This window comes from Wenyingzhuangia aestuarii (assembly GCF_011927765.1).
GTDB lineage: Bacteria > Bacteroidota > Bacteroidia > Flavobacteriales > Flavobacteriaceae > Wenyingzhuangia > Wenyingzhuangia aestuarii.
In genome coordinates, this window is sequence record NZ_JAATJG010000003.1 from 25,954 (window position 1) to 50,290 (window position 24,337).

24 protein-coding genes are annotated in these 24,337 nt (G+C 31.2%); 12 read left to right on the plus strand and 12 right to left on the minus strand.

The genetic code is table 11. The features are described 5' to 3' along the window. The first annotated feature begins 132 nt into the window (after window positions 1-132). The 4 genes from gyrB to mdh all read left to right on the plus strand — a co-directional run bounded on the left by gyrB (window position 133) and on the right by mdh (window position 4,877). Entirely contained in the window at window positions 133-2,073 is a 1,941-nt protein-coding gene (gene gyrB, locus GGR97_RS03580; RefSeq protein WP_167897066.1) for a DNA topoisomerase (ATP-hydrolyzing) subunit B, read from the plus strand. Window positions 2,074-2,206: 133 nt separating this feature from the next. Beyond that, window positions 2,207-3,256, plus strand: coding sequence for a DUF6588 family protein (locus tag GGR97_RS03585; protein ID WP_167897067.1), 1,050 nt, complete (start codon window positions 2,207-2,209; stop codon window positions 3,254-3,256). 100 nt (window positions 3,257-3,356) lie between these two features. Further along, complete coding sequence (locus GGR97_RS03590) at window positions 3,357-3,821, plus strand: DUF2059 domain-containing protein (RefSeq protein WP_167897068.1); 465 nt, start codon at window positions 3,357-3,359, stop codon at window positions 3,819-3,821. 129 nt (window positions 3,822-3,950) lie between these two features. Then, complete coding sequence (mdh, locus tag GGR97_RS03595; protein ID WP_167897069.1) at window positions 3,951-4,877, plus strand: malate dehydrogenase; 927 nt, start codon at window positions 3,951-3,953, stop codon at window positions 4,875-4,877. A 52-nt stretch (window positions 4,878-4,929) separates the two neighbouring features. Here mdh and GGR97_RS03600 read toward each other — a convergent pair whose 3' ends face one another. From GGR97_RS03600 to trkA, 6 genes are read right to left on the minus strand one after another with little or no spacing between them, the layout of a single operon-like run. Further along, window positions 4,930-5,643, minus strand: coding sequence for a pirin family protein (locus GGR97_RS03600; protein ID WP_167897070.1), 714 nt, complete (start codon window positions 5,641-5,643; stop codon window positions 4,930-4,932). A gap of 31 nt (window positions 5,644-5,674) precedes the next feature. After that, complete coding sequence (locus tag GGR97_RS03605; protein WP_167897071.1) at window positions 5,675-5,851, minus strand: CPXCG motif-containing cysteine-rich protein; 177 nt, start codon at window positions 5,849-5,851, stop codon at window positions 5,675-5,677. A gap of 42 nt (window positions 5,852-5,893) precedes the next feature. Further along, window positions 5,894-6,769, minus strand: coding sequence for a hypothetical protein (locus GGR97_RS03610; protein WP_167897072.1), 876 nt, complete (start codon window positions 6,767-6,769; stop codon window positions 5,894-5,896). Window positions 6,770-6,771: 2 nt separating this feature from the next. Next, window positions 6,772-7,227 carry a hypothetical protein gene (locus GGR97_RS03615; RefSeq protein ID WP_167897073.1) on the minus strand — a complete coding sequence of 152 codons (456 nt, stop codon included), beginning with the start codon at window positions 7,225-7,227 and terminating at the stop codon, window positions 6,772-6,774. A gap of 5 nt (window positions 7,228-7,232) precedes the next feature. After that, the gene (locus tag GGR97_RS03620; RefSeq protein ID WP_167897074.1) at window positions 7,233-8,732 is read right to left on the minus strand and encodes a TrkH family potassium uptake protein; all 1,500 of its coding nucleotides are present in this window, start codon (window positions 8,730-8,732) and stop codon (window positions 7,233-7,235) included. A gap of 3 nt (window positions 8,733-8,735) precedes the next feature. Then, on the minus strand, window positions 8,736-10,082 hold the full coding sequence (gene trkA / locus GGR97_RS03625; protein ID WP_167897075.1) for a Trk system potassium transporter TrkA: 1,347 nt from the start codon (window positions 10,080-10,082) through the stop codon (window positions 8,736-8,738). A gap of 60 nt (window positions 10,083-10,142) precedes the next feature. On the opposite strand from trkA, the gene radC reads away from it, so the two are divergent. From radC to GGR97_RS03640, 3 genes are read left to right on the plus strand one after another with little or no spacing between them, the layout of a single operon-like run. Next, a complete protein-coding gene (gene radC / locus GGR97_RS03630) occupies window positions 10,143-10,841 on the plus strand; it encodes a RadC family protein (RefSeq protein WP_209272314.1) in 699 nt (232 codons plus the stop codon). A 5-nt stretch (window positions 10,842-10,846) separates the two neighbouring features. Beyond that, the gene (locus GGR97_RS03635; protein ID WP_167897076.1) at window positions 10,847-12,163 is read left to right on the plus strand and encodes a polysaccharide deacetylase family protein; all 1,317 of its coding nucleotides are present in this window, start codon (window positions 10,847-10,849) and stop codon (window positions 12,161-12,163) included. Beyond that, complete coding sequence (locus GGR97_RS03640) at window positions 12,160-13,023, plus strand: hypothetical protein (protein ID WP_167897077.1); 864 nt, start codon at window positions 12,160-12,162, stop codon at window positions 13,021-13,023. Before GGR97_RS03635 ends, GGR97_RS03640 begins: the two co-directional genes overlap by 4 nt. Here the strand turns inward: GGR97_RS03640 and GGR97_RS03645 are convergent. The 3 genes from GGR97_RS03645 to GGR97_RS03655 are packed head-to-tail and all read right to left on the minus strand — an operon-like array spanning window position 13,016 to window position 17,193. Then, entirely contained in the window at window positions 13,016-14,614 is a 1,599-nt protein-coding gene (locus GGR97_RS03645; protein WP_167897078.1) for an asparagine synthase C-terminal domain-containing protein, read from the minus strand. The two genes, GGR97_RS03640 and GGR97_RS03645, sit on opposite strands and share 8 nt — an antisense overlap. A 12-nt stretch (window positions 14,615-14,626) precedes the next feature. Beyond that, complete coding sequence (locus GGR97_RS03650; protein ID WP_167897079.1) at window positions 14,627-15,907, minus strand: lipopolysaccharide biosynthesis protein; 1,281 nt, start codon at window positions 15,905-15,907, stop codon at window positions 14,627-14,629. Between the two features lie 14 nt (window positions 15,908-15,921). Further along, window positions 15,922-17,193 carry a replication-associated recombination protein A gene (locus tag GGR97_RS03655; protein WP_167897080.1) on the minus strand — a complete coding sequence of 424 codons (1,272 nt, stop codon included), beginning with the start codon at window positions 17,191-17,193 and terminating at the stop codon, window positions 15,922-15,924. A gap of 77 nt (window positions 17,194-17,270) precedes the next feature. On the opposite strand from GGR97_RS03655, the gene GGR97_RS03660 reads away from it, so the two are divergent. Then, window positions 17,271-17,696 (plus strand): OsmC family protein, encoded by a 426-nt coding sequence (locus GGR97_RS03660; RefSeq protein WP_167897081.1) that lies wholly within the window; start codon window positions 17,271-17,273, stop codon window positions 17,694-17,696. A gap of 107 nt (window positions 17,697-17,803) precedes the next feature. Here the strand turns inward: GGR97_RS03660 and GGR97_RS03665 are convergent, their stop codons facing one another. The 3 genes from GGR97_RS03665 to GGR97_RS03675 all read right to left on the minus strand — a co-directional run bounded on the left by GGR97_RS03665 (window position 17,804) and on the right by GGR97_RS03675 (window position 19,935). Next, the gene (locus GGR97_RS03665; RefSeq protein ID WP_167897082.1) at window positions 17,804-18,385 is read right to left on the minus strand and encodes a phosphatase PAP2 family protein; all 582 of its coding nucleotides are present in this window, start codon (window positions 18,383-18,385) and stop codon (window positions 17,804-17,806) included. Then, complete coding sequence (locus tag GGR97_RS03670) at window positions 18,382-18,657, minus strand: Sec-independent protein translocase subunit TatA/TatB (RefSeq protein WP_167897083.1); 276 nt, start codon at window positions 18,655-18,657, stop codon at window positions 18,382-18,384. Before GGR97_RS03670 ends, GGR97_RS03665 begins: the two co-directional genes overlap by 4 nt. A 114-nt stretch (window positions 18,658-18,771) precedes the next feature. After that, window positions 18,772-19,935 (minus strand): 2-isopropylmalate synthase, encoded by a 1,164-nt coding sequence (locus tag GGR97_RS03675; RefSeq protein ID WP_167897084.1) that lies wholly within the window; start codon window positions 19,933-19,935, stop codon window positions 18,772-18,774. 210 nt (window positions 19,936-20,145) lie between these two features. Between GGR97_RS03675 and GGR97_RS03680 the strand changes: the two genes are divergently transcribed. The 4 genes from GGR97_RS03680 to rpsO all read left to right on the plus strand — a co-directional run bounded on the left by GGR97_RS03680 (window position 20,146) and on the right by rpsO (window position 24,188). Then, a complete protein-coding gene (locus GGR97_RS03680) occupies window positions 20,146-21,693 on the plus strand; it encodes a hypothetical protein (protein ID WP_167897085.1) in 1,548 nt (515 codons plus the stop codon). Continuing rightward, window positions 21,690-22,475, plus strand: a complete 786-nt coding sequence (truA, locus tag GGR97_RS03685) for a tRNA pseudouridine(38-40) synthase TruA (protein WP_167897086.1) — start codon at window positions 21,690-21,692, stop codon at window positions 22,473-22,475. The genes GGR97_RS03680 and truA overlap by 4 nt, the downstream gene beginning before the upstream one ends. Before the next feature lie 148 nt (window positions 22,476-22,623). Then, a complete protein-coding gene (gene nhaA, locus GGR97_RS03690) occupies window positions 22,624-23,793 on the plus strand; it encodes a Na+/H+ antiporter NhaA (protein ID WP_167897087.1) in 1,170 nt (389 codons plus the stop codon). Window positions 23,794-23,918: 125 nt separating this feature from the next. Further along, on the plus strand, window positions 23,919-24,188 hold the full coding sequence (gene rpsO / locus GGR97_RS03695; RefSeq protein WP_167897088.1) for a 30S ribosomal protein S15: 270 nt from the start codon (window positions 23,919-23,921) through the stop codon (window positions 24,186-24,188). Window positions 24,189-24,337 lie beyond the last annotated feature (149 nt).

The window sequence follows — 24,337 nt, forward strand, 5'->3', positions numbered from 1 at the left end:
ATTTAAAGGCTATTTAAGGACTTTTTAGTTTTTAAGCACTTAACGGATTTTTAGCACTACTCCTTTTTAAACACATCTTATTTATTATATTTGATAGGATTCAAAAATCTAAAACAATAACACATATATATAATGAGTAATATAGAAGACAAGCAACAGTATTCTGCAGACAGTATTCAGGCCCTAGAGGGAATGGAACATGTTAGAATGCGACCTTCCATGTATATTGGAGATGTAGGTGTAAGAGGTTTACACCACTTAGTTTATGAAGTTATTGACAACTCTATTGATGAGGCCTTAGCGGGTCACTGTAATAATATTGATGTTTACATTAACGAAGACAACTCTATTACCGTTCGTGATGATGGACGTGGTATTCCGGTTGATATGCACAAAAAAGAAGGTGTTTCTGCTTTAGAAGTAGTAATGACTAAAATTGGTGCCGGAGGTAAATTTGATAAAGATTCTTATAAAGTATCTGGAGGATTACACGGTGTGGGGGTATCTTGTGTAAACGCATTGTCTGACCATTTAAAAGCAACTGTTTTTAGAAACGGACAAATTTACGAACAAGAATATTCTAGAGGTAAAGCTTCTTATCCTGTAAGACTTATTGGAGATACTGATAAAAGAGGAACAGAAGTTACTTTTACACCAGATAAAAGTATTTTTCAACAAACCACAGAATACAACTACGATACGTTAGCTGCTCGTTTACGTGAATTATCATTCTTAAATAAAGGAATCGTAATTCATTTAACAGACAAAAGACATAAAGACGACGAAGGAAATAATATTACCGAAACTTTTACAAGTACAGAAGGTTTATCTGAATTTGTAAAATACTTAGACGGTACTCGTGAGCAATTAACTGCTGGAGTAATTGCTATGGAAGGTGAAAAAAATGGAATCCCTGTAGAGGTCGCCATGGTTTACAACACTTCTTATGCAGAAAACCTACATTCTTATGTAAACAACATTAACACACACGAAGGAGGTACGCATTTATCTGGTTTCCGTAGAGGATTAACTTCTACTTTAAAAAAGTATGCTGATGCTTCTGGAATGTTATCAAAATTAAAATTTGATATTGCCGGAGATGACTTCCGTGAAGGATTAACTGCTATTGTATCGGTAAAAGTTCAAGAACCACAGTTTGAAGGACAGACCAAAACAAAATTAGGAAACCGTGAAGTTTCTGCAGCTGTAAGTCAAGCCGTATCAGAAATGTTAACGGATTATTTAGAAGAGCATCCAGAAGATGCTAAAATTATTGTTCAAAAAGTAATTTTAGCAGCACAAGCACGTCATGCAGCAACCAAAGCTCGTGAAATGGTGCAACGTAAAACGGTAATGTCTATTGGTGGTTTACCTGGTAAACTATCTGACTGTTCTGAAACAGATCCAGAAAAATGTGAAATTTTCTTAGTTGAGGGAGATTCTGCAGGGGGAACGGCTAAACAAGGTCGTGACCGTGAATTCCAAGCTATTTTACCTTTAAGAGGAAAAATCTTAAACGTAGAAAAAGCGATGAGTCACAGAGTTTTTGAAAATGAAGAAATCAAGAACATGTTTACTGCTTTAGGTGTTACCATTGGTACTGAAGAAGATAGCAAAGCCTTAAACTTATCTAAAGTACGTTACCATAAAGTAGTAATTATGTGTGATGCCGATGTGGATGGTTCTCACATTGCTACCTTAATATTAACATTCTTTTTTAGATATATGAGAGAAATGGTAGAGCAAGGATATATTTATATTGCTACACCACCTTTATATTTAGTTAAAAAAGGAGCTAAAAAAGAATATGCTTGGTCAGATGATCAACGTGATATGATCAACTTAAAATTTGGTGGATCTGCAAGTATTCAACGTTATAAAGGTTTAGGAGAGATGAACGCAGAGCAATTATGGGACACCACCATGAATCCTGAGTTTAGAACTTTACGTAAAGTAGTTATTGATAGCGAAATAGAAGCCGACAGAGTATTCTCTATGTTAATGGGAGATGAGGTTCCACCACGTAGAGAATTTATTGAGAAAAATGCAAAATATGCAAATATTGATGCTTAATTAAAAGCTCACACAAAACAAATCCCAAAGGAGATGAATTTAAATTCATTTCCTTTTTTTTATTAACAAATTCTTTAAAATGCGTTTGTTCCTATTTTTGTACCTTCGTAGGTAACGTAAAACAACTACACTTATGAAAAAAATAATCTTACTAACGGCTTTAACAGCAGGTTTGTTTACTGCCAAAGCACAAGAAATTGAAGAGTTTTTAGTTCTAGGAAAAGATGCAGGAACCATGCTTCAATCTTATTTAGAACCTGCATTTAAAGGAACTATGTACAACCTTAATAGCGGTTGGTACAGAACAGCAAAGCCACACAGAGTACTTGGTTTTGACATTACTTTAAACGCAACGCTATCTTCTGTTCCTAGCAGCGGTAAAAACTTTACATTTAAAAACAGTGATTATGAAAACTTATACATCCAAGGTACAGGAACTGATAAGCTTAGTTCTGATCCGAATGCCACTGTATCACTACCAACCTCTTTTGGAGGAACAACAAATTCAGTTTTAGAATACGAAGGAGAAGGAGAATTTTTAGGAGTCAAAGAAACTAGAAAATTTAAATTTAACGCCTTGAATGGTTTAACTGACGATATTGGATTTAGCCAAGTTCCCGCTGCTATGATTCAAGCAGGAATAGGATTACCTTTTAAAACAGATGTTACAGTTAGGTTTGTACCCGAAGTAGGAAGTGATAAATTTAAATCTGACTTAATAGGTTTTGGAGTGAAACACAATATTTTACAATATTTTCCTATTGCTAAGCGTATTCCTTTGGTTGACATCTCTTTATTTGGAGGATATACTAAATTATCATCTACTTATATTCCTGGAGACGATCAAAGTATTGATATGGAAGTAAAAACATTTACAGGACAATTGTTAGGATCTGTAGATTTAAAAATTGTAAACTTTTTTGTTGGGCTAGGATACTCTAAAGGACAATCTTCTTTAAATGTTACAGGAGATTATAGTTTTGAATACGAAATTGATGGATTACCAGGAAAACAAACAAGAACTATTGATGAAGCAGATTTACCAAAATTAAAGAACGACATCAATAGCTTTATGACCACTGCAGGTATGAGCTTAAACTTAGCTTTCTTTAAAATATATGGAAGTTACACCTTACAAGAATACAACTCTATTAACGCAGGTGTTTCCTTTAGTTTTAGATAATCTTTAATATTTTACACACATAAAGCCTATTGCTAATTATCGCAATAGGCTTTTTTGATTTTTATTCCCTATTTTTAGAGGAATTATCAAACTAAAAAATATGATGAAAAAAATTTTTGGACTGTTATTCGTTTTTACAATTTCTTTAAACGCACAAACATCAAAAGAAAAAGTACAAGAACTAATTAAAGAAATGCAAGCAGATAAAATGATTAGTCAAGTGATGGATCAAATGGTACCCATGATGCAACAACAAATAAAAGCATCCTTAAAAACCGAAGAACAAAAACAAAAATTGGAAAAGATAAATACAATTCTTTTTGAAGAAGTAAAATCTTTTACTAAAGAAATGGTAAATGGTCCTATGGTAACTATTTACGCTAAACATTTTAGCAACAAAGACATTAACAACTTGATAAAATTTTACAAAGGAAAAACTGGTAAAAAGTTAATAGAACTAACTCCTGTAATATCAAAGGAACTGATGCAAACCATGATGCAAAATGAAATTCCAGAATTCCAAAAAAGGATAAAAGAGCGAATTAAAAATATAGAAACTAAATAATCTTCTTTTACTTAAATTTTCTATTCAAAATTATTTTTAATCCTTTTTAATGACCTAAATCATATTTTGAATCGAGACAAATAATTACATTTAATACGTAAAAAATAATCATCTATAAAACTCAATAAAATGAAAGTAACCGTAGTTGGAGCAGGTGCCGTTGGAGCATCATGCGCAGAATATATAGCCATTAAAAACTTTGCTTCCGAAGTAGTAATTGTAGACATTAAAGAAAACTTTGCCGAAGGTAAAGCTATGGATTTAATGCAAACAGCTTCTTTAAATGGTTTTGATACAAAAATTACAGGATCTACAAACGATTATTCTAAATCTGCTGGATCTGATGTTGCCGTAATTACTTCAGGAATTCCAAGAAAACCAGGAATGACTCGTGAAGAATTAATTGGTATTAATGCAGGAATTGTAAAAGAAGTTTCTGAAAACTTAATTAAACACTCTCCTAACGTTATTATTATTGTAGTATCTAACCCTATGGATACCATGACTTATTTAGCGTACAAATCTACTGGCTTACCTAAAAACAAAATTATTGGTATGGGAGGAGCTTTAGATTCTGGACGTTTTAAATATCGCTTGGCAGAAGCGTTAGATGCTCCGTTATCTGATATTGACGGAATGGTAATTGGTGGTCATTCAGACACTGGAATGATTCCTTTAACTAGATATGCTACTCGTAACTCTATTCCTGTTACACAGTTTATTTCTGAAGACCGTTTAGAAGAAGTTGCACAAGCTACTATGGTTGGTGGAGCTACTTTAACTAAAATGTTAGGTACTTCTGCTTGGTATGCTCCAGGTGCTGCCGTATCTGCCATGGTACAAGCAATTGCTACAGACTCTAAAAAAATATTCCCATGTTCTGCCTACCTAGAAGGAGAATACGGACAATCGGACATATGTATTGGTGTTCCTTGTATATTAGGAGCTAATGGAATTGAAAAAATTGTAGCTATTGAATTAAATGAAGCTGAGGCTACTAAGTTTGCTGCTTCTGCAGATGCAGTTAAAAAAACAAACGGACTGTTAGATGTTTAACACCAAAAAACATCCTAAAAAAAAACGCTACTTAAATTTAAGTAGCGTTTTTTTATACTAGCATTGGAACTTCCATTAACAAAACATATGTATTGGTTTTAAACTTAAAGCAAACTTCTTCCTTTTCTATAATCCCCATTCCATCTCTACTTATTAATTCTTGACCTTCAACATATAGCTCTCCATAAAGAACAAAAACATACAAACCATTGGATTTATTATTTAACTGATAAACAGCTTCTATACCTCCTTCAAATTTACCCATATTAAAATAGGCATCCTGATGAACCCAAACTCCATCATCATTTTGGTTAGGAGATAATATTTGATAAAACTCATTTTGTTTTTCTAAACCTTTAATAGACTGTTGATCGTATCTTGGCAATACATTTTGCTTATTTGGAAACAACCAAATTTGTAAAAACTCAACTTTTTGATCTTGGTTCTTATTATACTCGCTATGATACACACCAGTTCCCGCACTCATTACCTGAATATCGCCTTCTTTAATAACTCCATGAGTTCCCATAGAATCTTTATGCTCTAAATCCCCCAACAAAGGGATAGATATAATTTCCATGTTATTGTGCGGATGTGTACCAAAACCTTTTCCTCCAATTACTTTATCATCATTTAAAACACGTAATACACCAAAATTCATTCGTTCCGGATTTTGATAACCTGCAAAACTAAATGTATGGTGACTTTCTAACCAGCCATGATTGGCATAACCTCTAGACCCAGCTTTATGTAGTATTGTTTTCATTTTTATTTTGATTGATTATATAGCTCTACTATTATTGACCAATAGGATTTACATTAAAATAAGTTAACACATCTCTACTCCACTCAGTTTGTATTTCTATAGGATTACAACAAACCTCACAGTCTTGAATATAAGTTTCACTTACAGAAAACTCTAATTGCACATCTACATTTTCCCAACAATAAGGGCAGGTAAAATTGTGATTCATATTTATAGTTTTTGTTAAGTTACAAAAACTATGATACTAATTTTAACGAACTAGGTTATCTTTAAAAGCAAGGTAATCTTTCTTAAAAAAAGTATGGTATGGAAATAATAAAATAAGTAATACAGCGGGAGCTACATTAAAAACTACATCATTAAAAAATGTATTAAACAAATGAAAACAGACTAGAATAAGTAATACAAAACTAGCGTATACTCTACTAAACACAGCCAAAACAGCCGTTAACTGAACGGCAAACACAAGTACCGTAGCTACTTCCCAAAAATATGGTATTTGATAAGCATTAAACATAAATTCAGAAACTGTATTATCTAAACTTCTTCTCCCCACAATGGCATTTAGCTCTACAGCATCTGAATGTAACCAGCTTACCTGATCAAAATTTTTAGTATAAATTGTTTTTGCTAAAGAAAGAAACTTCCAAAAACCAGCCATACTGTAGGTTACTAAAACCCCTATTAAGGAAACTTTAACACTATAAGAATCATATATATTTAGTTTTTTAGACAAAAAACTAAAACTAGGTACTATAATAGAAAATAAATGAGCCAACACAAAAGTATGACCTACTGCTGAGGTACATCCATAATTCCATTTTATTGCATTAAGCCACAATACTCCTAAAAACAACAGCAAAGAACTTATTATATTTTTTTTATAAATATTATAAATGGACAAAGCTAAAGAGGAGACTGCCACTACATAAAATAATACATTAGAAACAGGATGAGGCATAAATATTTTTTGAAACATCCAAATAGGCTGATAAAGAATACTTGGCCTTTGACTTATGATGGTATAATCATACACTACAAAGAAAATCCACAGAACGGTAAACACCATTAATAATGAGTATGCCTTCTTGTAATTATAAACCCAAATTAGATCCTTATTCTCCATCATTATTTAGTTGAAAAAATAACTTTTGTTTTGTAACTAAGAGGATTTTTGTAAACATCTATAGGATTAAACTCTTCCTCAACAATTAAATATTCTGGATAACTCACACCTATAGCTGTTGCAAAGGCTCTAATTCTGTCTGCATAATATACCTTAGGGTTTTTACTTGCTAAAATACCTTGTGATTCTTCGTTGATAAAATAAAAATAATCATCCTTATCAAACAAAGAATATCCTTTGTTATCAACTCTAATGGTATCAAATTCTTTGGTTACACCGTACAATCTATAATCCTTAGCACTATATTCCCAGCCTGAGGGTTTTGTGTATAATTTCCAATAAAAAAAAACATAAATTCCCTCTCCTCCTTTTATTGTATTTACAAAAGAAAACACAGACATTCCAACAGTAAAAAAGAATAACGTTACCTGGTAATAATATCTTTTTTTACTACTCATACCTCTTAATTACTTTTCCAAAAATACGGAGTTAACACAATTAATACAGTAAACAATTCAAGCCTACCTATTAACATTAAGAAAGAACAAAACAACTTAGCGGAGTCTGTTAAATGTGCAAAATTATCTACCGGGCTTAATGTTCCTAATGCAGGTCCAATATTCCCTAAACAGGAGGCTGCAGCTCCAAATGCAGAAAGAAAATCTAAATCTAAAAAGGTTAATATTATGGTACTTAAAATAAAAATCAACATATAAATAACAAAGAACGATAGAATATTAAAGATAATTACCCTAGAAACTCTACTCCCATTATAACGTACCGATATAATTGCTTTTGGATGCAATTGTTTTTTTAATTCTAACAAAGAATTTTTAATCATAATTACATGACGAACCACTTTAACCCCTCCACTTGTAGACCCTGCTGAACCTCCAATAAAAAATAAAGAGAACATTAAAGCTGTAGCTAAATAGTTCCACATGGTAAAATCTGCCGAAACAAATCCTGTAGTTGTTAACACACTAACCACCTGAAAAGCTGCATGTCTAAAACCACTTTCTAATGCCCCATAAGGCATTGGATGATTAACCGTAGTATGCAACATTGGATCTTGAAACCAAACAATTAAAATAGTAATTGCAATGGTTACTACTACCGTTAAAATAAAGTAATATCGAAATTCATCATCTTTATAAATTTTAGAAGGCTTGCCTTTTAAAGCAAAGTAACTTAGTACAAAGTTTGCTCCCGCAACAAACATAAAACCAATGATGATATACTGAACCAAAGGATTGTCATTCCAATAAGCCAAACTTGCATTTTTAGTAGAAAACCCTCCTGTGCTTAATGTTGCCATGGCATGATTAATAGCATCAAACCAAGTCATTCCAGCTATTTTTAACAACAAAAATTCAATAATTGTAAAACTAAAATAGATTAACCATAAACGTTTTGCTGTTTGCGTAATTCTAGGATGTAATTTATCTGTAGAAGGTCCTGGTGCTTCGGCCACAAATAGCTGCATTCCTCCAATTCCCAACAAAGGTAAAATAGCTACGGTAAGTACAATAATTCCCATTCCACCAATCCAATGGGTTGCACTTCTCCAAAACAACACTCCTTTAGGAACACTTTCTATATCTGTTAAAATAGAAGCTCCTGTGGTAGAATATCCGGATATAGTTTCAAAAATGGCATCAGGAAAAGAAGTAATTGTTCCCGTCATTAAATACGGCAGACTTCCCGTTAACGTTAGCATTAACCAACCTAAGGTTACGATTAAATAACCATCTCTTTTCTGAATTTCTTTTCTAGCATTTCTATTAAAAAACCACAACAAAAAACCTATAGCAATGGTTAAAAAACCTGCTGATAAAATTCCTGTACTAGCAGTTTCGTGATAATACCAACTAAAGGGTTCTGACAGCAGCATAAAAACTCCATTCATCATGGAAGTATGCCCTAAGAAACTTGCTATAATTTTTAAATTTAATCCTTTCATTTACTAGTTGTTAAAAAACTTTTCTACTTGCGAAATTGCATCTGGCAAGCAAAAAACAATAGCTCTATCTCCAGGTAAAATGGTAAAATCACCATACGTCATTAAAGCATTTCCTTTTCTAACCACACCTCCCAAAACAGCTTTTTCGGGTAGGTCTAAGTCTTTTATTTTTGCTTCGGTGATTTTGGTGTTTCTTCTTACAAAAAACTCTAACACCTCAGCTTCTACATTATGTAAATTAGCCAATGCCAATACACGACCTTTACGAACGTGTCTAAAAATAGCACTTGCTGCTAATATTTTTTTATTGATTAAAGTATCTATTCCTATGGATTGAGAAATATCCATGTAATTCATGTTTTCTACCAAGGCAATGGTTTTTCTAACTCCCTTAGATTTTGCCACCAAACTGGTCATAATATTGGTTTCTGAATTACCAGACACCGCTATAAAAGCATCCATATTACTTAAAGATTCTTCTTCTAACAATTCAATATCTCTTCCATCTCCATGAATCACTAAAGTATTTTTTAATTCATCAGACAAATCAAAGCACTTATCTCGGTTTTGTTCAATCATTTTTACCCTTAAACTTTTACCACAAAGTCTTCTGGCTATTTTTTGACCAATTCTACCCCCACCAAGAATCATTACATCTTTAATTCCTACTTTTTCTTTATCTACCAGTATATGTACTTTACTTAAACTTTCTCTTGGTACAGAAAAATAAACCTGATCATTTAGTTCAAAAACAGAATTACCTCTTGGAATTACAATTTCGTTAGAAGTATCTCTTTTAATCGCTATGACAATAAAATCAAAACTGTATTTTGTATTAATTTCTTGTACTGTTTTTCCTACAATGGGTGAATCTTCGGATAATTTTGCTCCTAAAACACTTAATTCCCCTTTTTCAAAATCAAACTTATCATTAAAAGCGGTTTCATTTACTAAGATTTCTATTTCGTTAGCCGCTAATTCTTCTGGAGAAATCATATAATCAATTCCTACATCAGAAAAGTTAATTTCTTTGGTTTTAATGTATTCTGTATTAGAAATACGGGCTATTGTTTTTTTAACCCCCAGTTTTTTACCTATTCCAGCAATGGTTAAATTGGTGTTTTGAGACTCGGTTACAGCAACCAACAAATCAGCATCAGCAATTCCAACTTCTTTTAAAACCTGAATAGAAGCAGCATCTCCTTTTTTAGTATACACATCTAAATGTGCATTTAAATGGTTAAGTCTCTGGGTGTTTTGGTCAATCACATAAATGTCTTGTGCCTCCATAGACAACAACTTTGCTAAATGATACCCAATTTCACCAGCCCCTGCAATAATAATCTTCATACCTGAATATTTGCTACAAATATATTACATTTAATTAGTATCTGTCACTATTAAAATGCTATGAAACAAGATATCAAACCATTAACCATTAAAGAGTGGAAAGAAGAAGATAGACCTAGAGAAAAACTGGCTCTTAAAGGAGTAGATTCCCTTTCAGACTCAGAACTTTTAGCTATTTTAATTGGATCTGGAAACCGAAAAGAATCTGCCGTAGAACTTTCTAAAAGAATGCTAAATTATTTTAACAACAATTTAAACGAACTAGCAAAGGCCAATTTAAACGAGTTGATGAAATTTAAGGGAATTGGAGAAGCCAAAGCCATTAGTATAACCACAGCATTGGCTCTAGGTAAAAGACAACGTTTATCTGCAGCTTTAACCATTCCTAAAATTACCTGTAGCAAAGATGCTTTTGAAATTTTTCAGCCTATTTTAGGTGATTTACCTCATGAAGAATTTTGGATTCTACATTTAAACAACAGCAACAAGGTTATTGACAAACAACTAATTAGCAAAGGAGGCTTAACAGGTACTTTGGTAGATGTGCGAATTGTTTTTAAGAAAAGTTTAGAACTTTTATCTACAGCTATTATTTTAGGTCACAATCATCCCTCTGGAAAATTACAACCTAGCAATGCCGACAAACAAATTACTCAAAAAATTAAAAATGCAGGAGCTACGCTAGACATTAAAGTATTGGATCATTTAATAGTCACCCAAAAAGCTTATTTTAGCTTTGCAGACGAGGGAATTATTTAAAAACTATGGAGGAAGAATTATTAATATACACACAAAAAATAACACCTAGGGTAAGTTATGTTTTTAAACATATTTTTGTTCGTATTTTAAACATCCCCATAAAGTTTACCTCTACTATAGAAGAGTTTGTAGCACATGATGGTCTTAAAATGACGTATGCAAAAGCTCCACTTGGTAACGAATTTTTTATCCAAAGCCATACCTTACTTTTTGAACAAGGAATTAACGATATAGAAATTACCATGTCTCAATGGGACAGTACTCCGTGTTTTTTTAGCAAGGGAAAAAAATCTGTGATTCCATTTGATATTTTTGCTGCTAGTTTTTACTTACTTAGTAGATACGAAGAGTATTTACCTTGTGTATTAGACGAAAATGATTGTTATCCGGCTGAAGAAAGTATTGCTTACAAAAACAATTTTTTAGACAAACCTATTATTAATGTTTGGGCTTATAAATTATTAAAAGCACTAAAAGAAAAATATCCAGAATTTAAACACCAACCTAACAAATACAAATACCTTTCTACCTTTAGCATTAATCAAACATTTTTATACAGATGCAAAGGAGTGATTAGAAATCTTGTAGGTGGGTTTTATGATTTTTTTACCTTAAAACTTTTTGAAGTATGGATGCGTATTGCTGTATTTTTAAGAATTAAAGAAGATCCTTACAACACTTTTGATAAAATTATAACGCTACAGAAAAAGCACAATATTAAAACTATTTTCTTTTTCTTAATTGCCAACTACACTACTTATGACAACAATGTAGCTTTTACCAAAAGAAAATATCACTTACTTATAAAATCTATTGCAGACTATGCCAAAGTAGGATTATTAAGTTCTTATTTTACAATGGATAACGAAGATAAACTAAAAAAAGAAGCCAACCGTTTATCTCATATCATTAACACTCCTACTAAAATATCTAGACAACATTTTGGAAGAAATAAACTGCCCGAAACTTATCAAAAACTTATCGATTTAGATATTTCAGAAGATTATTCTATGGGCTATTTAAAGCACTTAGGATTTAGAGCAAGTACCTGCACTCCTTTTTATTTTTACGATTTAGATTTTGAAATTCAAACACCTCTAAAAGTATATCCTTATGCTTTTATGGACAACACTTTACGTTTTGATTTACAACTAAGCCCCAAACAGGCTTTAATGAAGGTTAATCATATTACCAACATGGTAAAGCAAGTAAACGGAACGCTAGTTTCTGTGTTTCATAACGATTGTCTTTCTAATTTTGGTGATTGGAAATACTGGGAAGATTTTTATGAAGATGTTTTAAATTGCGTAAAAGAATCATGATTCAGTACGTTCAAAGAAAAAATATTGATATTGATAAATATGATGCTTGTATTCAAAACGCAAGCAACTCAAGAATTTATGCTTTAAGTTGTTATTTAGACATTGTTGCAAACCATTGGGATGCATTAATTTTAAACGATTATGAAGCTGTAATGCCTTTACCATGGAAAAGTAAGTATTTTATTAAATACATTTATCCTCCTTGCTGGACCCAACAACTAGGTGTGTTTTCTTTACATAAAATCACTCCTAATTTAGTTCAAAATTTTATCAAGGCAATTCCTAGAAAGTTTTTAAAAACAACTATTCAGTTTAATAGTGAATGTATAATAGAAACACAAATTAAAAACAATTACATACTAGCACTTAACAGAGATTATTCTTTCTTAAAAACGGGTTATAATAAAAACAGAAAACGTATTCTATCTAAAATAAATACTACAAATAATGTTACTATTTTTAACGACTCACTAGATAACTTTACTAGCTTTTTTAATCAAATAGATCATAACTTTTCTATTCAACAAAAAGAAAAAAACAAACTCTTTAAACTTATTAAAAAATTAATAGACTTAAATAAAGGACAAATTATTTCTGTAAAAATTGATAAAAAAACAGAAGCTACCGTTTTTATTACCCTCCATAAAAACAGAATAACAAACTTAGTTCCCATGGCTACTAAAAAGGGAAAAAAAAGAAATTTACCTACTATTTTAATTGATTACATTATACAATATCATCAAAACACAAATATGATTTTAGATTTTGAAGGCTCTATGATTCCGGGTGTTGCACAGTTTTACAAAAGCTTTGGAAGTGAACTAGAGCAATATTTTTTATATTCTAAAAAAATCACTTAATTAAACCCTGACAAAACAGACAGTACCACTGCACAATAATTTCGTTATACTCTTTAATTTTCGTCTTTGGTTTTATGCCATTTTTAAGCATAGATTTTTTCATTTGTGCCGCTACCTCTTCATAATTTAGAACATCATTTTTAACAAGTTTGTTCTTGTACATAAAATAAGGCACTCTTTTTTTAACTTTATTTTTAATGTTTTGTAATTGAATTTTAAGAACTGTTGGCTGAAGTTCTTCATTAAAATTAACTCCATATGCATCAAAATAAGAATGCTTTAAAACATCATCATACAACATTTTACCTTTTTTATATTTAAAAGGAATATCTCTAAAAAAAGAAAGTAGTTCTAAATCCCAATACGGGAGTCTGTGTTCGTAACCAAAGTAACTATAAACGTTTGTTGAGTTTATAATAAACTTTGTAAAAAACTCTTTTAAATCATAGTCTTCAAAAACAGCATGTGGTTCTTTATTAAGATAATCAGAATTAAACAACATTAATTTCTCTCTAATTACTGGTAATGTTTGCTCTTTAAAAGATACACTTGTTTGGTGATGTCTATACCTTCTATTAAAAATAAAACTCTCCATAGTTTCATTATTTAAAGATTCCGGAAAAACACTTAAAAACTGACTACCTCCTAAAAAATCTCCACAATGCCCAGGTATAAAAATAGCATCTTGATTTACTAAGTGATTCTCTTTAATATGTTTTACAGCAAAATACTCTTGTAAAAAAGGCATAGAACTATAATTTCCCGAATAGGTTACATATTCTTTAAAACACTTTGTCTCTAAAAAACCCTCCATAAAATCTTTAGAATATTCAATAAAAAACCACTTATACCCCAAAGCTTCTGCTGTTTTTCTTGAATTATCAACCTCTACATTGTTTTTCTTACCGTATGTATAACAAATCACATTCTCATGATTGTATTTTTTTAACATTACAGCAATTAATCTAGAATCAAAACCACCACTTAACGGCAACACTACCTGCTTTCCCTTTATAGACTGTATTAACCTACCAAAAGCCTCCTCAAACACATGTGTTGCTTTTGTTTTTAAAACACTGTACGGGGATTCTGTAGCCTTGTTAAAGGCATAAGAAAAAAAGTAAGCTTGTTTAACCAAAGTACCTCCTGAAAAGACCAAATATTCATTAGATTGATTTTGATATATATTTTTAATTAATGTTGTATCCCAAGTAGTATGTTCAGAAGCTAAAAAAGAAACAATCGCATTATTATCATAGTTCTTTAAACTACAGTATTCTTTTAAAAACAAAATATCATCACTAACAAAAACACTTCCGTTTTTATAGGTATAAAAAACCGGAAACAATCTGGATGTATCTGATGCTATAAACAACTCCTCAGCTACTTTAACAAGAACTGTAAAACAACCATTTATGTTTTTTATTTTAAATAAAAACTCATCTATATTTCTTATTTTTTTAAAAAAAGAAACTAAGTTATCTTTTTCGTAATAGTTCCCTTCGGAATCAAAAAAATATCCTTTCACAGAAATTCTTTCTTCAGTATACCAAGAAAAACCATTGTTTTTTTTCAAAAAAACATTATTCATATTCAATACTTTTTAACGATGAGATAATTTAGAAATTTTTAAAAAATACACTGTGCAAAAAATATTATATATAAAGCCCACAGCAGACAATAAAACTAAAGAAACAATAATATTCTGAAACAGCATATACCCAAAGTAAATTGCTAAAAAACGAAATATTAAAAGCACTACTTCATAAACAACAAAACTCTTTTGCTTATTTAAAATAGAGACAATAGAACTTATTGGTGAATTTACAAAAGCCAAAAGCAACCAAGGGATTAAAATTCTTACATAAAGCCCTGTTTCATTCCAATCTTCTCCAAAAAGAATATTTAAGAAATAAGAACTAGCAAATAAGGCAAGGAAAATTAACACCGAAATCCATATTAAATGCTTGTATGTTTTTAAAACAAAGTCATACAAACCCTGTCCTTTATTATACAATTTACTAGCAGTATTAAAAAAAACTTGATTTACAGAACCTCCTACAATTCCAGAAGGTGTTTTTGTTAATTTTTGAGATAATCCATATAAACCTGCATAAGACAAACCGTAATATTTGGTAATTAGCAAAACGGGTAATTCGCTTGACAATACATCTGTAAAATGAAGCAATGTATTAAACAAAGGAATGTCTTTGTATTTTTTGACCAAAAGATACATTCTATTTATAGAAATGTGATGCTTGTATTTATAAATATTTTTAAATGATAATTTTAACAAAACAATAAAATTCATAAACTGACCTAATAACAAACCAGGTATTAGCCCCAAGGCACTAAAACTACTAAACCCTGTTGTTATTTGCCCAACACACATTGTTGAAGATTTACTGATAGCTCCTGTAGAAATATTTTTAAAAGCATCCATTCTATTATTCCAATACTCTAAAGCAGTAACCGAAGCAATAAAAAAAACACTCAACGGTAAAACGTAAATAAAACTCCCTATTTTCTGTATGTTTAAATGATATAAAATTTGAGCTTTAAAGAAAAAAACGAGCGTAAATAGGACTACAGAAAAGAGAGAAATAATTATAAAATTAAAAAACAACACGTTAATAGCATCTTTATCTCTTTTAGGTAATAGAATTGCGAATTCATAATTTAAAGAAGCTATTGTTTTTAATAATAAAATAGCTGATGAAAAAAGAACATATACTCCAAAAATAGTTTCATCAAACAAGCGTGTTAAAATTGGTATAGAAAAAAAAACAAGCATTTGACTAACAACAGAACCTGTTAGTAGTGTAAATACATTTTTAAGAAAACTGTTTTTTAAATTCTTCTTTATAGCAGAGAGTATCTTCATTTAGAGTCTTTTCATTATTTGTATTTATCACCCCATCTATCCTTCATTACTTTTCTAAACTCATTTTCACGAGCATTGACTCCTGGATTATATAATGACACCCCTTTTAATTCATCTGGCATAAATTCTTGCTCTACAAAGTTCCCTTCATAGGCATGAGAGTATTTATAATCTGCTCCATAATTTAAATCTTTCATCAACTTGGTTGGAGCATTTCTTAAATGCAAAGGAACAGGTAAATCTCCAGTTTGTTTTACAATTTGGATAGCTTTATTAATAGCCTCATAACTCGCATTACTTTTAGCTGAATTTGCCAAATAAATAGCACATTGACTTAATAAAATTCTAGCTTCAGGATAACCAATGGTGGTGACCGCTTGAAACGTATTGGTTGCCATAATTAAAGCCGTAGGATTTGCATTTCCAATATCTTCGGATGCAGAAATTAACATTCTACGCGCAATAAACTTTACATCTTCTCCTCCTTCAACCATTCTTGCCAACCAATAGACTGCTCCGTTTGGATCTGACCCTCTTATTGATTTTATAAATGCTGAAACAATATCATAATGTTGCTCTCCTGTTTTATCATATCTAACCACATTTCTTTGTACTTTCTCAAGTACCAAATCGTTGGTAATAACTACTCCTTCTTCTTCCGAAGCAACAATCAACTCAAAAATATTTAACAATTTTCTAGCATCACCACTAGAGACTTGCAACAAAGCATCTATTTCTTTTAAAACCACCTTCTTTTTAGCAATAGTTTCATCTTCTTGCATGGCACGTTTTAGCAAAGCCTCCATATCTCCTTTGTCAAAAGGATTTAACACATAAACTTGACAACGAGATAACAATGCAGGAATTACCTCAAAACTTGGATTTTCCGTAGTAGCTCCAATCAAGGTAACCCAACCTTTTTCTACTGCTGCTAACAGTGAGTCTTGCTGTGATTTACTAAATCGATGAATTTCATCAATAAACAAAATAGGGTTCTTAGTAGTAAACAAACCGCCACTTTGTTTGGCTTTATCAATTACTTCTCTCACATCTTTTACTCCCGAGTTAATTGCACTCAAGGTAAAAAAAGGTCGTTTAGAGGTTTCTGCAATAATATTTGCCAAGGTAGTTTTTCCAATTCCTGGAGGTCCCCATAAAATTAAAGACGGAATCATTCCTTTGTTGATATGATTCGTTAACACTCCTGTTTTTCCCACAAGGTGTTGCTGACTGATATAGTCTTCTAATGTTTTAGGTCGAATGCGTTCTGCTAAAGGTTGATTCATAAAGTAAATATACGAGTTGTTAAGTAAATGGTGAATTGATTTACTTTGCTTATTTTTGAAATCTAAATTTAAGAAACATGGCAACACAAAAAATATCTTTACAATGGAAAGAAGGAGTCCATTTTGAATCTAACGGACCCGGAGGAAACGTACCTATTGATGGTTCTGAAGAAGTAGGTGGACAAGGAAAAGGTTTACGTCCTAAAGCATTAATGTTATCTGCCTTAGCAGGTTGTTCTGGTATTGATGTAGCTTCTTTAATTAAGAAAATGCGTATTGATGTGGATACTTTTGATATTGATGTAGAAGCAGAGTTAACGGAGGAACACCCTAAATTTTATCATAAAGTTTGGGTAAACTTTAATTTTTACGGAGATAACTTAAACGAAAAGAAAATAGAAAAAGCAGTTACTTTGTCTGTAGACACTTATTGTGGTGTTATGGAAATGTTCCGTCAGTTTGCAACTGTAGAGACTAAGATTAATTATTTTCCTAAAAAATAACGTACCCAGACTACAATCTAAACAATATCTATAAACTATGATTGGTCTTTAAGCCGCAATCTAGAATTACAAATAAAAAAGGGAAGCTAATTAGCTTCCCTTTTTTATTATCTCGTTATGTTTTTATCAAACCATTTATAGACTAAATACTTAGCTAATTTTAAATATAAAATTGCTTCTATAATTCCCAAAGCGTATCCGCATAAAATATCTACAGGATAATGTTTTCCCATATAAATTCTACTATATGCAAACAGCAAAGGGTATATATAAAATAAAACAGCCCACTTAAATTTATCTTTAAACAGCAAATACACAAAAGTAGTTACTGCCATAGAAGTAGTTGCATGTCCAGACACAAAACTAAAGCTACGCGAACATTTTAAGATTCTTATTTGCTCCATTACTCCTTCTTGCCAACAAGGTCTTGGTCTTTCAAAAGAATACTTAATTATATTTACCAAAACATCTGACAGACCTGCCATGGCACAAATAAAGAAAAACAAAAACAAACCTTGTTTCCATGTATAGTTCTTTATTAATAAAAAAAGCCAAAAGAGAAAAAGCGGAATCCAATTGGTTGGTTTTGTAACAAACAACCAAAAAGCATCATAAGGCTCACTACCCAAATTATTATAAAATATTAATAATTGTTGATCTGCCTGAACAAGACTTTCTAAAAAACTCATAGTTTTGTTCTTCTAATAGGTCCTGTCATATCATCAATATTCTCCTTTACGTCATCTATTGCTTTTTTAACATCTTTAGTTACATCTAAATCAATACCCGATTTAGTTGCACTATTGTTAATTTCACGTTTAATATCGTTTGTTGCATTCTTAACCTGACTCATCCCCTTAGCTAATCCTCTAGCTATTTCAGGAATTTTATCTGCACCAAAAAACATCACTACAATAAGTAGAATAATAAAGACTTCTGGACCTCCAATAAATAAAAACATAGTGTTCTAATTTTTAACAAAGATAGTGGGAATAAATGAATTCTATAAATTTAAAATTCCACAAAAAAAGGTCTCGCAAAAACGAGACCTTTTTAATATAATTAACAACTTAAATTAGCTTAATTTAATATTGTTTTGTTCCATTAAAACATGAATATCTTCATTTACCACTTCTTTCTTAGTATCTGCATACTCTAAAAACTTAGGGTAAATAGTATCTAATTCCAATTTGGTTAATTCGTATCCAACATTTTTAGCTCTATAAGCCAATGCTGCTCTACCACTACGTGCCGTTAATACAATTGCAGATTCTGTAACACCTACATCTGCTGGATCCATAATTTCGTAAGTTTCTCTATTCTTAATTACTCCATCTTGATGAATTCCAGACGAGTGTGCAAAAGCGTTAGAACCTACTACAGCTTTGTTTGCTTGTACAAACATTCCCATATGCTCTTGTACCATTTGAGATGTACTGTATAATAATTTTGTATTAACTCCAGTATCTAAGTTTAAGTTTGGATGCTGTTTCATAATCATAACTACTTCTTCTAAAGAAGTATTTCCAGCTCTTTCTCCAATACCGTTGATGGTACATTCAATTTGACGAGCTCCGTTAATTGCTCCTGCAATTGAGTTTGCTGTAGCCAAACCTAAATCGTTATGACAGTGACAAGACAATACTGCCTTCTCAATTCCTTTTACATTTTCTTTTAGGTACTTAATTTTAGCACCATATTCATCTGGCAAACAATATCCTGTTGTATCAGGAATATTTAACACTGTTGCTCCAGCTTTAATAACCGCTTCACAAACTCTAGCTAAATATTCATTATCTGTACGACCAGCATCTTCTGCATAAAACTCTACATCTTCTACAAATCCTTTTGCATACTTAACGGCTGCAACAGCTCTTTCGATAATTGCATCTCTGTTAGAATTAAATTTGAATTTGATATGAGAGTCTGAAGTTCCAATTCCTGTATGAATTCTTGGTCTTACTGCATGTTTTAAAGCTTCTGCCGCTACTTTAATATCGTTTTCTACCGAACGAGTTAGTCCACAAACAGTTGCGTTCTTTACCAATTTAGCAATAGCTTCTACCGATTTAAAATCTCCAGGACTAGAAACGGGGAAACCTGCTTCAATAATGTCTACCCCTAATATGTCTAAACGCTCAGCAATTACTAACTTTTGCTCTGTGTTTAGTTTACATCCGGGAACTTGCTCTCCATCTCTAAGAGTAGTATCAAATATTTGTACGTGATCCTTAGCCATTATTGTTGTTTTTTAACTTTAAGGAAACAAAAATAAACTTCTCTAAAGGCGAGCAAAACACCTATTAAATTACCTTTCCCTTAGCCAAAACAACTTTTATCAGCTAAACCCTAACAAACACAAGGCAATACACAAAATAAGTTTACGACATCCAAGAGCTAAAATCTGAATATTTTTGTATTTTTGATAGAAATTTGGCAATTGTAAAACATGAAAAAAGAAAAGAAGACTGACCCACTATTTTCGCTGATTAAATCTTTAAGTAAATCAGAAAAAAGACAATTTAAACTGTACGCAGGTAGATTGGAAGGAAATACGCAATCTAACTTTATGGCTTTGTTTGTTTTAATAGACAAAATTCATTCTTATGACGAAAAATTAATCTTAGCCAAAACAGGAATTAGAAAACAACAAATATCTAACACTAAAGCACATTTGTATCGTCAAATTTTAATTAGTTTACGATTAAGTCCTATTCATCAAAATAGCATTACACAAATTAGAGAGCAAATAGATTTTGCTACCATACTATATACCAAAGGTTTGTACAAACAAAGTTTACGTTTGTTAGACAAAACCAAATCTGTAGCTGTTGCCAAAGAACAATACAACTTGGCTTATGAAATTATTGAATTAGAAAAGGTAATAGAATCGCAATACATTACTCGTAGTATGAGTGATAGAGCAGATACTCTTGCGATTGAAGCCAAAAACATCAACCAAAAAAACGTAATTACTAGTAAACTTTCTAACTTGTCTTTACAGCTATACAGCTGGTTTTTAAAACACGGATACGCTAGAAACGATACTGACACCCACACGGTAGAACAATACTATGCCGATAGAATTCCTAAATACAAATTTTCTGATTTAGGTTTTACAAGTAAAATGTATTTGTATCAAGCCAATCTATGGCAAGGATTTATTACTCAAGATTTTTTATCATGTTATCGTAATTCACAAAAACTGGTTCAGTTATTTCATGATTTGCCAGACATGAAAAAACTGCATCCTGTATTTTATTTAAAGGCTGTTAATTACTTACTAGAATCGCTTTTTTATCTACAGAAAAAAGATAAGTATCAGGAAACTTTAGAGGGTTTAACAAAAGAAATTCAAGACGAAAAAATATTTTCATCAGAAAACACCCAAAACCTATGTTTTCTATACTTATATCAACACAAAATAAACTCTTTTTACTTAACAGGAGAGTTTAAAGAGGGGACACAATTTGTAAAACGTGTGTTGATTGAATTGGACAAAACGGACAAAAAAATAGATGCACATCATGTTATGTTATTTTATTACAAAATAGCCTGTATGTTTTTTGGTGCTGGTGATTATGAAAAATGTATTTTTTACTTAAACAAAATTATTAAAAATAAAGATTTAAAAATGCGTGAAGACTTACTATGCTATACACGTGTTTTAAATCTAGTTGCCCACTACGAATCTGGTGATGATGAATACATTGAGGAACTAATTAAGTCTACCTATAAGTTTTTATTAAAAATGAATAACTTGTACGAGGTGCAAAGAAAGATGATTAAATTCTTAAGAAACTTAAGCAATTTGTATCCGCACGAATTAAGAAAAGCTTTTAAAGAATTATACGAAGAATTAAAAGTGTACGAAGATCATCCGTACGAAAAACGTTCTTTCTTATACCTAGATATTTTGTCTTGGTTAGAATCTAACATTAAAGGTGTGCCGGTAGAAGAAATTGTAAAACAAAAAATCCAAAGAAAAGCATCTTGAAATACGAAAACGACTCTTATTACTTACTAAAATTACAATATCTAGGTTTTCGATTTCATGGCTGGCAAAAACAGCCCAACGTTAAAACCGTACAAGGAATTTTAGAAAAAACATTTCAATTTATTTTTAAGCACAACTCTTTTAAAACCTTGGCCTCTGGAAGAACAGATGCTATGGTATCTGCCAACGAAGCTTATTGCCACTTAATTACCAAAACATTTTACAATATAGATTGGATGCTTTTGGAGTTAAATAAAAACCTACCTCAAGACATTAGAATTTTAGCTATTGAAGAAGTTGACCTTAATTTTGATATTATACAAGCTTCTAAAATTAAAGAATATCATTATTTGTTTTCACACGGAGAAAGAAATCATCCATTTTGCGCTTCACTTATCACAGGAAAAAACTCAGTTTTAAACATTCCATTAATGCAACAAGCCGCTAAATTATTTGAAGGAAAACACAATTTTAAAAAGTACACCAAAAAACCTAGTGAAAACACAGTATTTGAGAGAGAGGTATTTCATTCAGAAATTACCAAGAACACTTTATACACTGCTAATTTTTTTCCTAAAGAAAGTTTTATTTACACCGTAAAAGGACCCGGATTTATGCATTATCAAATAAGAATGATGATGGGGATTTTATTCCAATTAGGAAGTGGAGAAGTAGATTTAGACTTTTTTAAGAAAACATTAAGCCATTGGAATGATGAAATTATTTTAAAAGAAATTGCCCCTGCAAGCGGATTAATTTTACATAAGAACACTTTTAAATAATATTCTTTAGTAAAAACACCATTTAGGCCTCCGTAGTAATACCTATTTTTAGTAACTATCAATAAATTAAGTAGTTTACCCCTTTTTCATTTACTATTTTCGAACAGTTGAAAAATCAAAACATTCATCTTTCAAGGAATAATTAACAATGAAAATAACCAAACTTTATAAAGAATTTTTTAATAGTGAAAAAACAAGCGGACTCATATTAATAGTTTGCACCATTTTATCACTAACCATTGCCAACTCAAGTCTAAACACAAATTACCATGCTTTTTGGAATATTCAATTTGCAGGACACAGTATTGTCCATTGGATTAACGATGGATTAATGGCTATTTTCTTTTTATTGATTGGTTTAGAATTAGAAAGAGAAATATACCACGGAGAACTATCCAACATTAAAGATGCTTTGTTACCCATTTTTGCAGCCTTAGGAGGAATTCTAATTCCTGCAGGAATTTACATGTATTTTAACATGGGTACCAATACACAATCAGGAGCAGGAATCCCTATGGCTACTGATATTGCTTTTGCTTTAGGAATTTTATCTTTATTAGGTAAAAGAGTTCCTACCTCTTTAAAAATATTCTTAACCGCATTGGCTGTTATTGATGATTTAGGAGCTATTTTAATTATAGCCACCTTCTACACCAAAACCATTTTTTGGACAAATCTATTAATAGCTTTTGGTATTTTTGGTACGCTGTTACTTTTAAACAAATTAAAGGTAAAAAGTTTGATTGTTTATTTAATTGGAGGTGTAGCCATGTGGTATTTTATGTTAAACTCTGGTGTACATGCAACTATTACAGGAGTTTTATTAGCTTTTGCTATTCCTTATAGAGATGGTAGCAAAAACTCAACTTCCTACAAATTACAGCACTTTTTACACAAGCCTGTAGCTTTTATTATCCTTCCTGTATTTGCTTTAGCAAACACTGCTATTGTATTAAGTGGTGATATTGGAGAAACGCTATCGCAAAACTATAGTATTGGTATTGCACTAGGATTAATTATAGGAAAGCCATTAGGAATTTTTGCTATTACATTTTTAGCGGTATCCTTTAAACTTTGCAAACTCCCTAATGATTTAAATTGGAAATCTATTATTGGAGTAGGATTCTTAGGAGGTATTGGCTTTACCATGTCTATTTTTATTACCCTACTTGCTTTTGATAATGATGATATTATTAATAAAGCTAAATTTATCATTCTAATATCTTCTTTAGTTGCAGGACTAATTGGGTTTATCAGCTTAAAACTAACCTTAAAAAAGAAGAAACAGAAAACTAGCAAGGCACAAACACACCTATAACAAGCTGTTTATTAGCTTTATATATTTTTTAATTTCAGCAACCTATATTAAAATAAAAACTTTATATTTGCCGTCCGATTACCAAAGAGGTAATCTGCATAATAATCATTTACAAAAATATTAGCATGTCATTATCAAAAGAAGCAAAAGCAGAGATTTTTGCAAAACACGGAAAGTCAGCTACTGACACAGGTTCTACAGAAGGTCAAATTGCATTATTCACAAAAAGAATTGCAGACTTAACTGAGCACTTAAAGAAAAACAGAAAAGATTACAACACACAACGTTCTTTAGTAAAGTTAGTTGGTAAACGTAGATCTTTACTAGATTACTTAACTAAGGTAGACATTTTACGTTACCGTGCAATAGTTGCTGAATTAGGATTAAGAAAATAATTCAAGATATAAAAAGAGGCTTAATCGCCTCTTTTTTTTATTTTAGACACTTCGATAGGAGATATCCTATCTCAAAAAATAAGAGATCAGAACCAAGATTCTGATTCCATTGTAAACAAAACCCTACAACAACACAACATTTTTGTTAT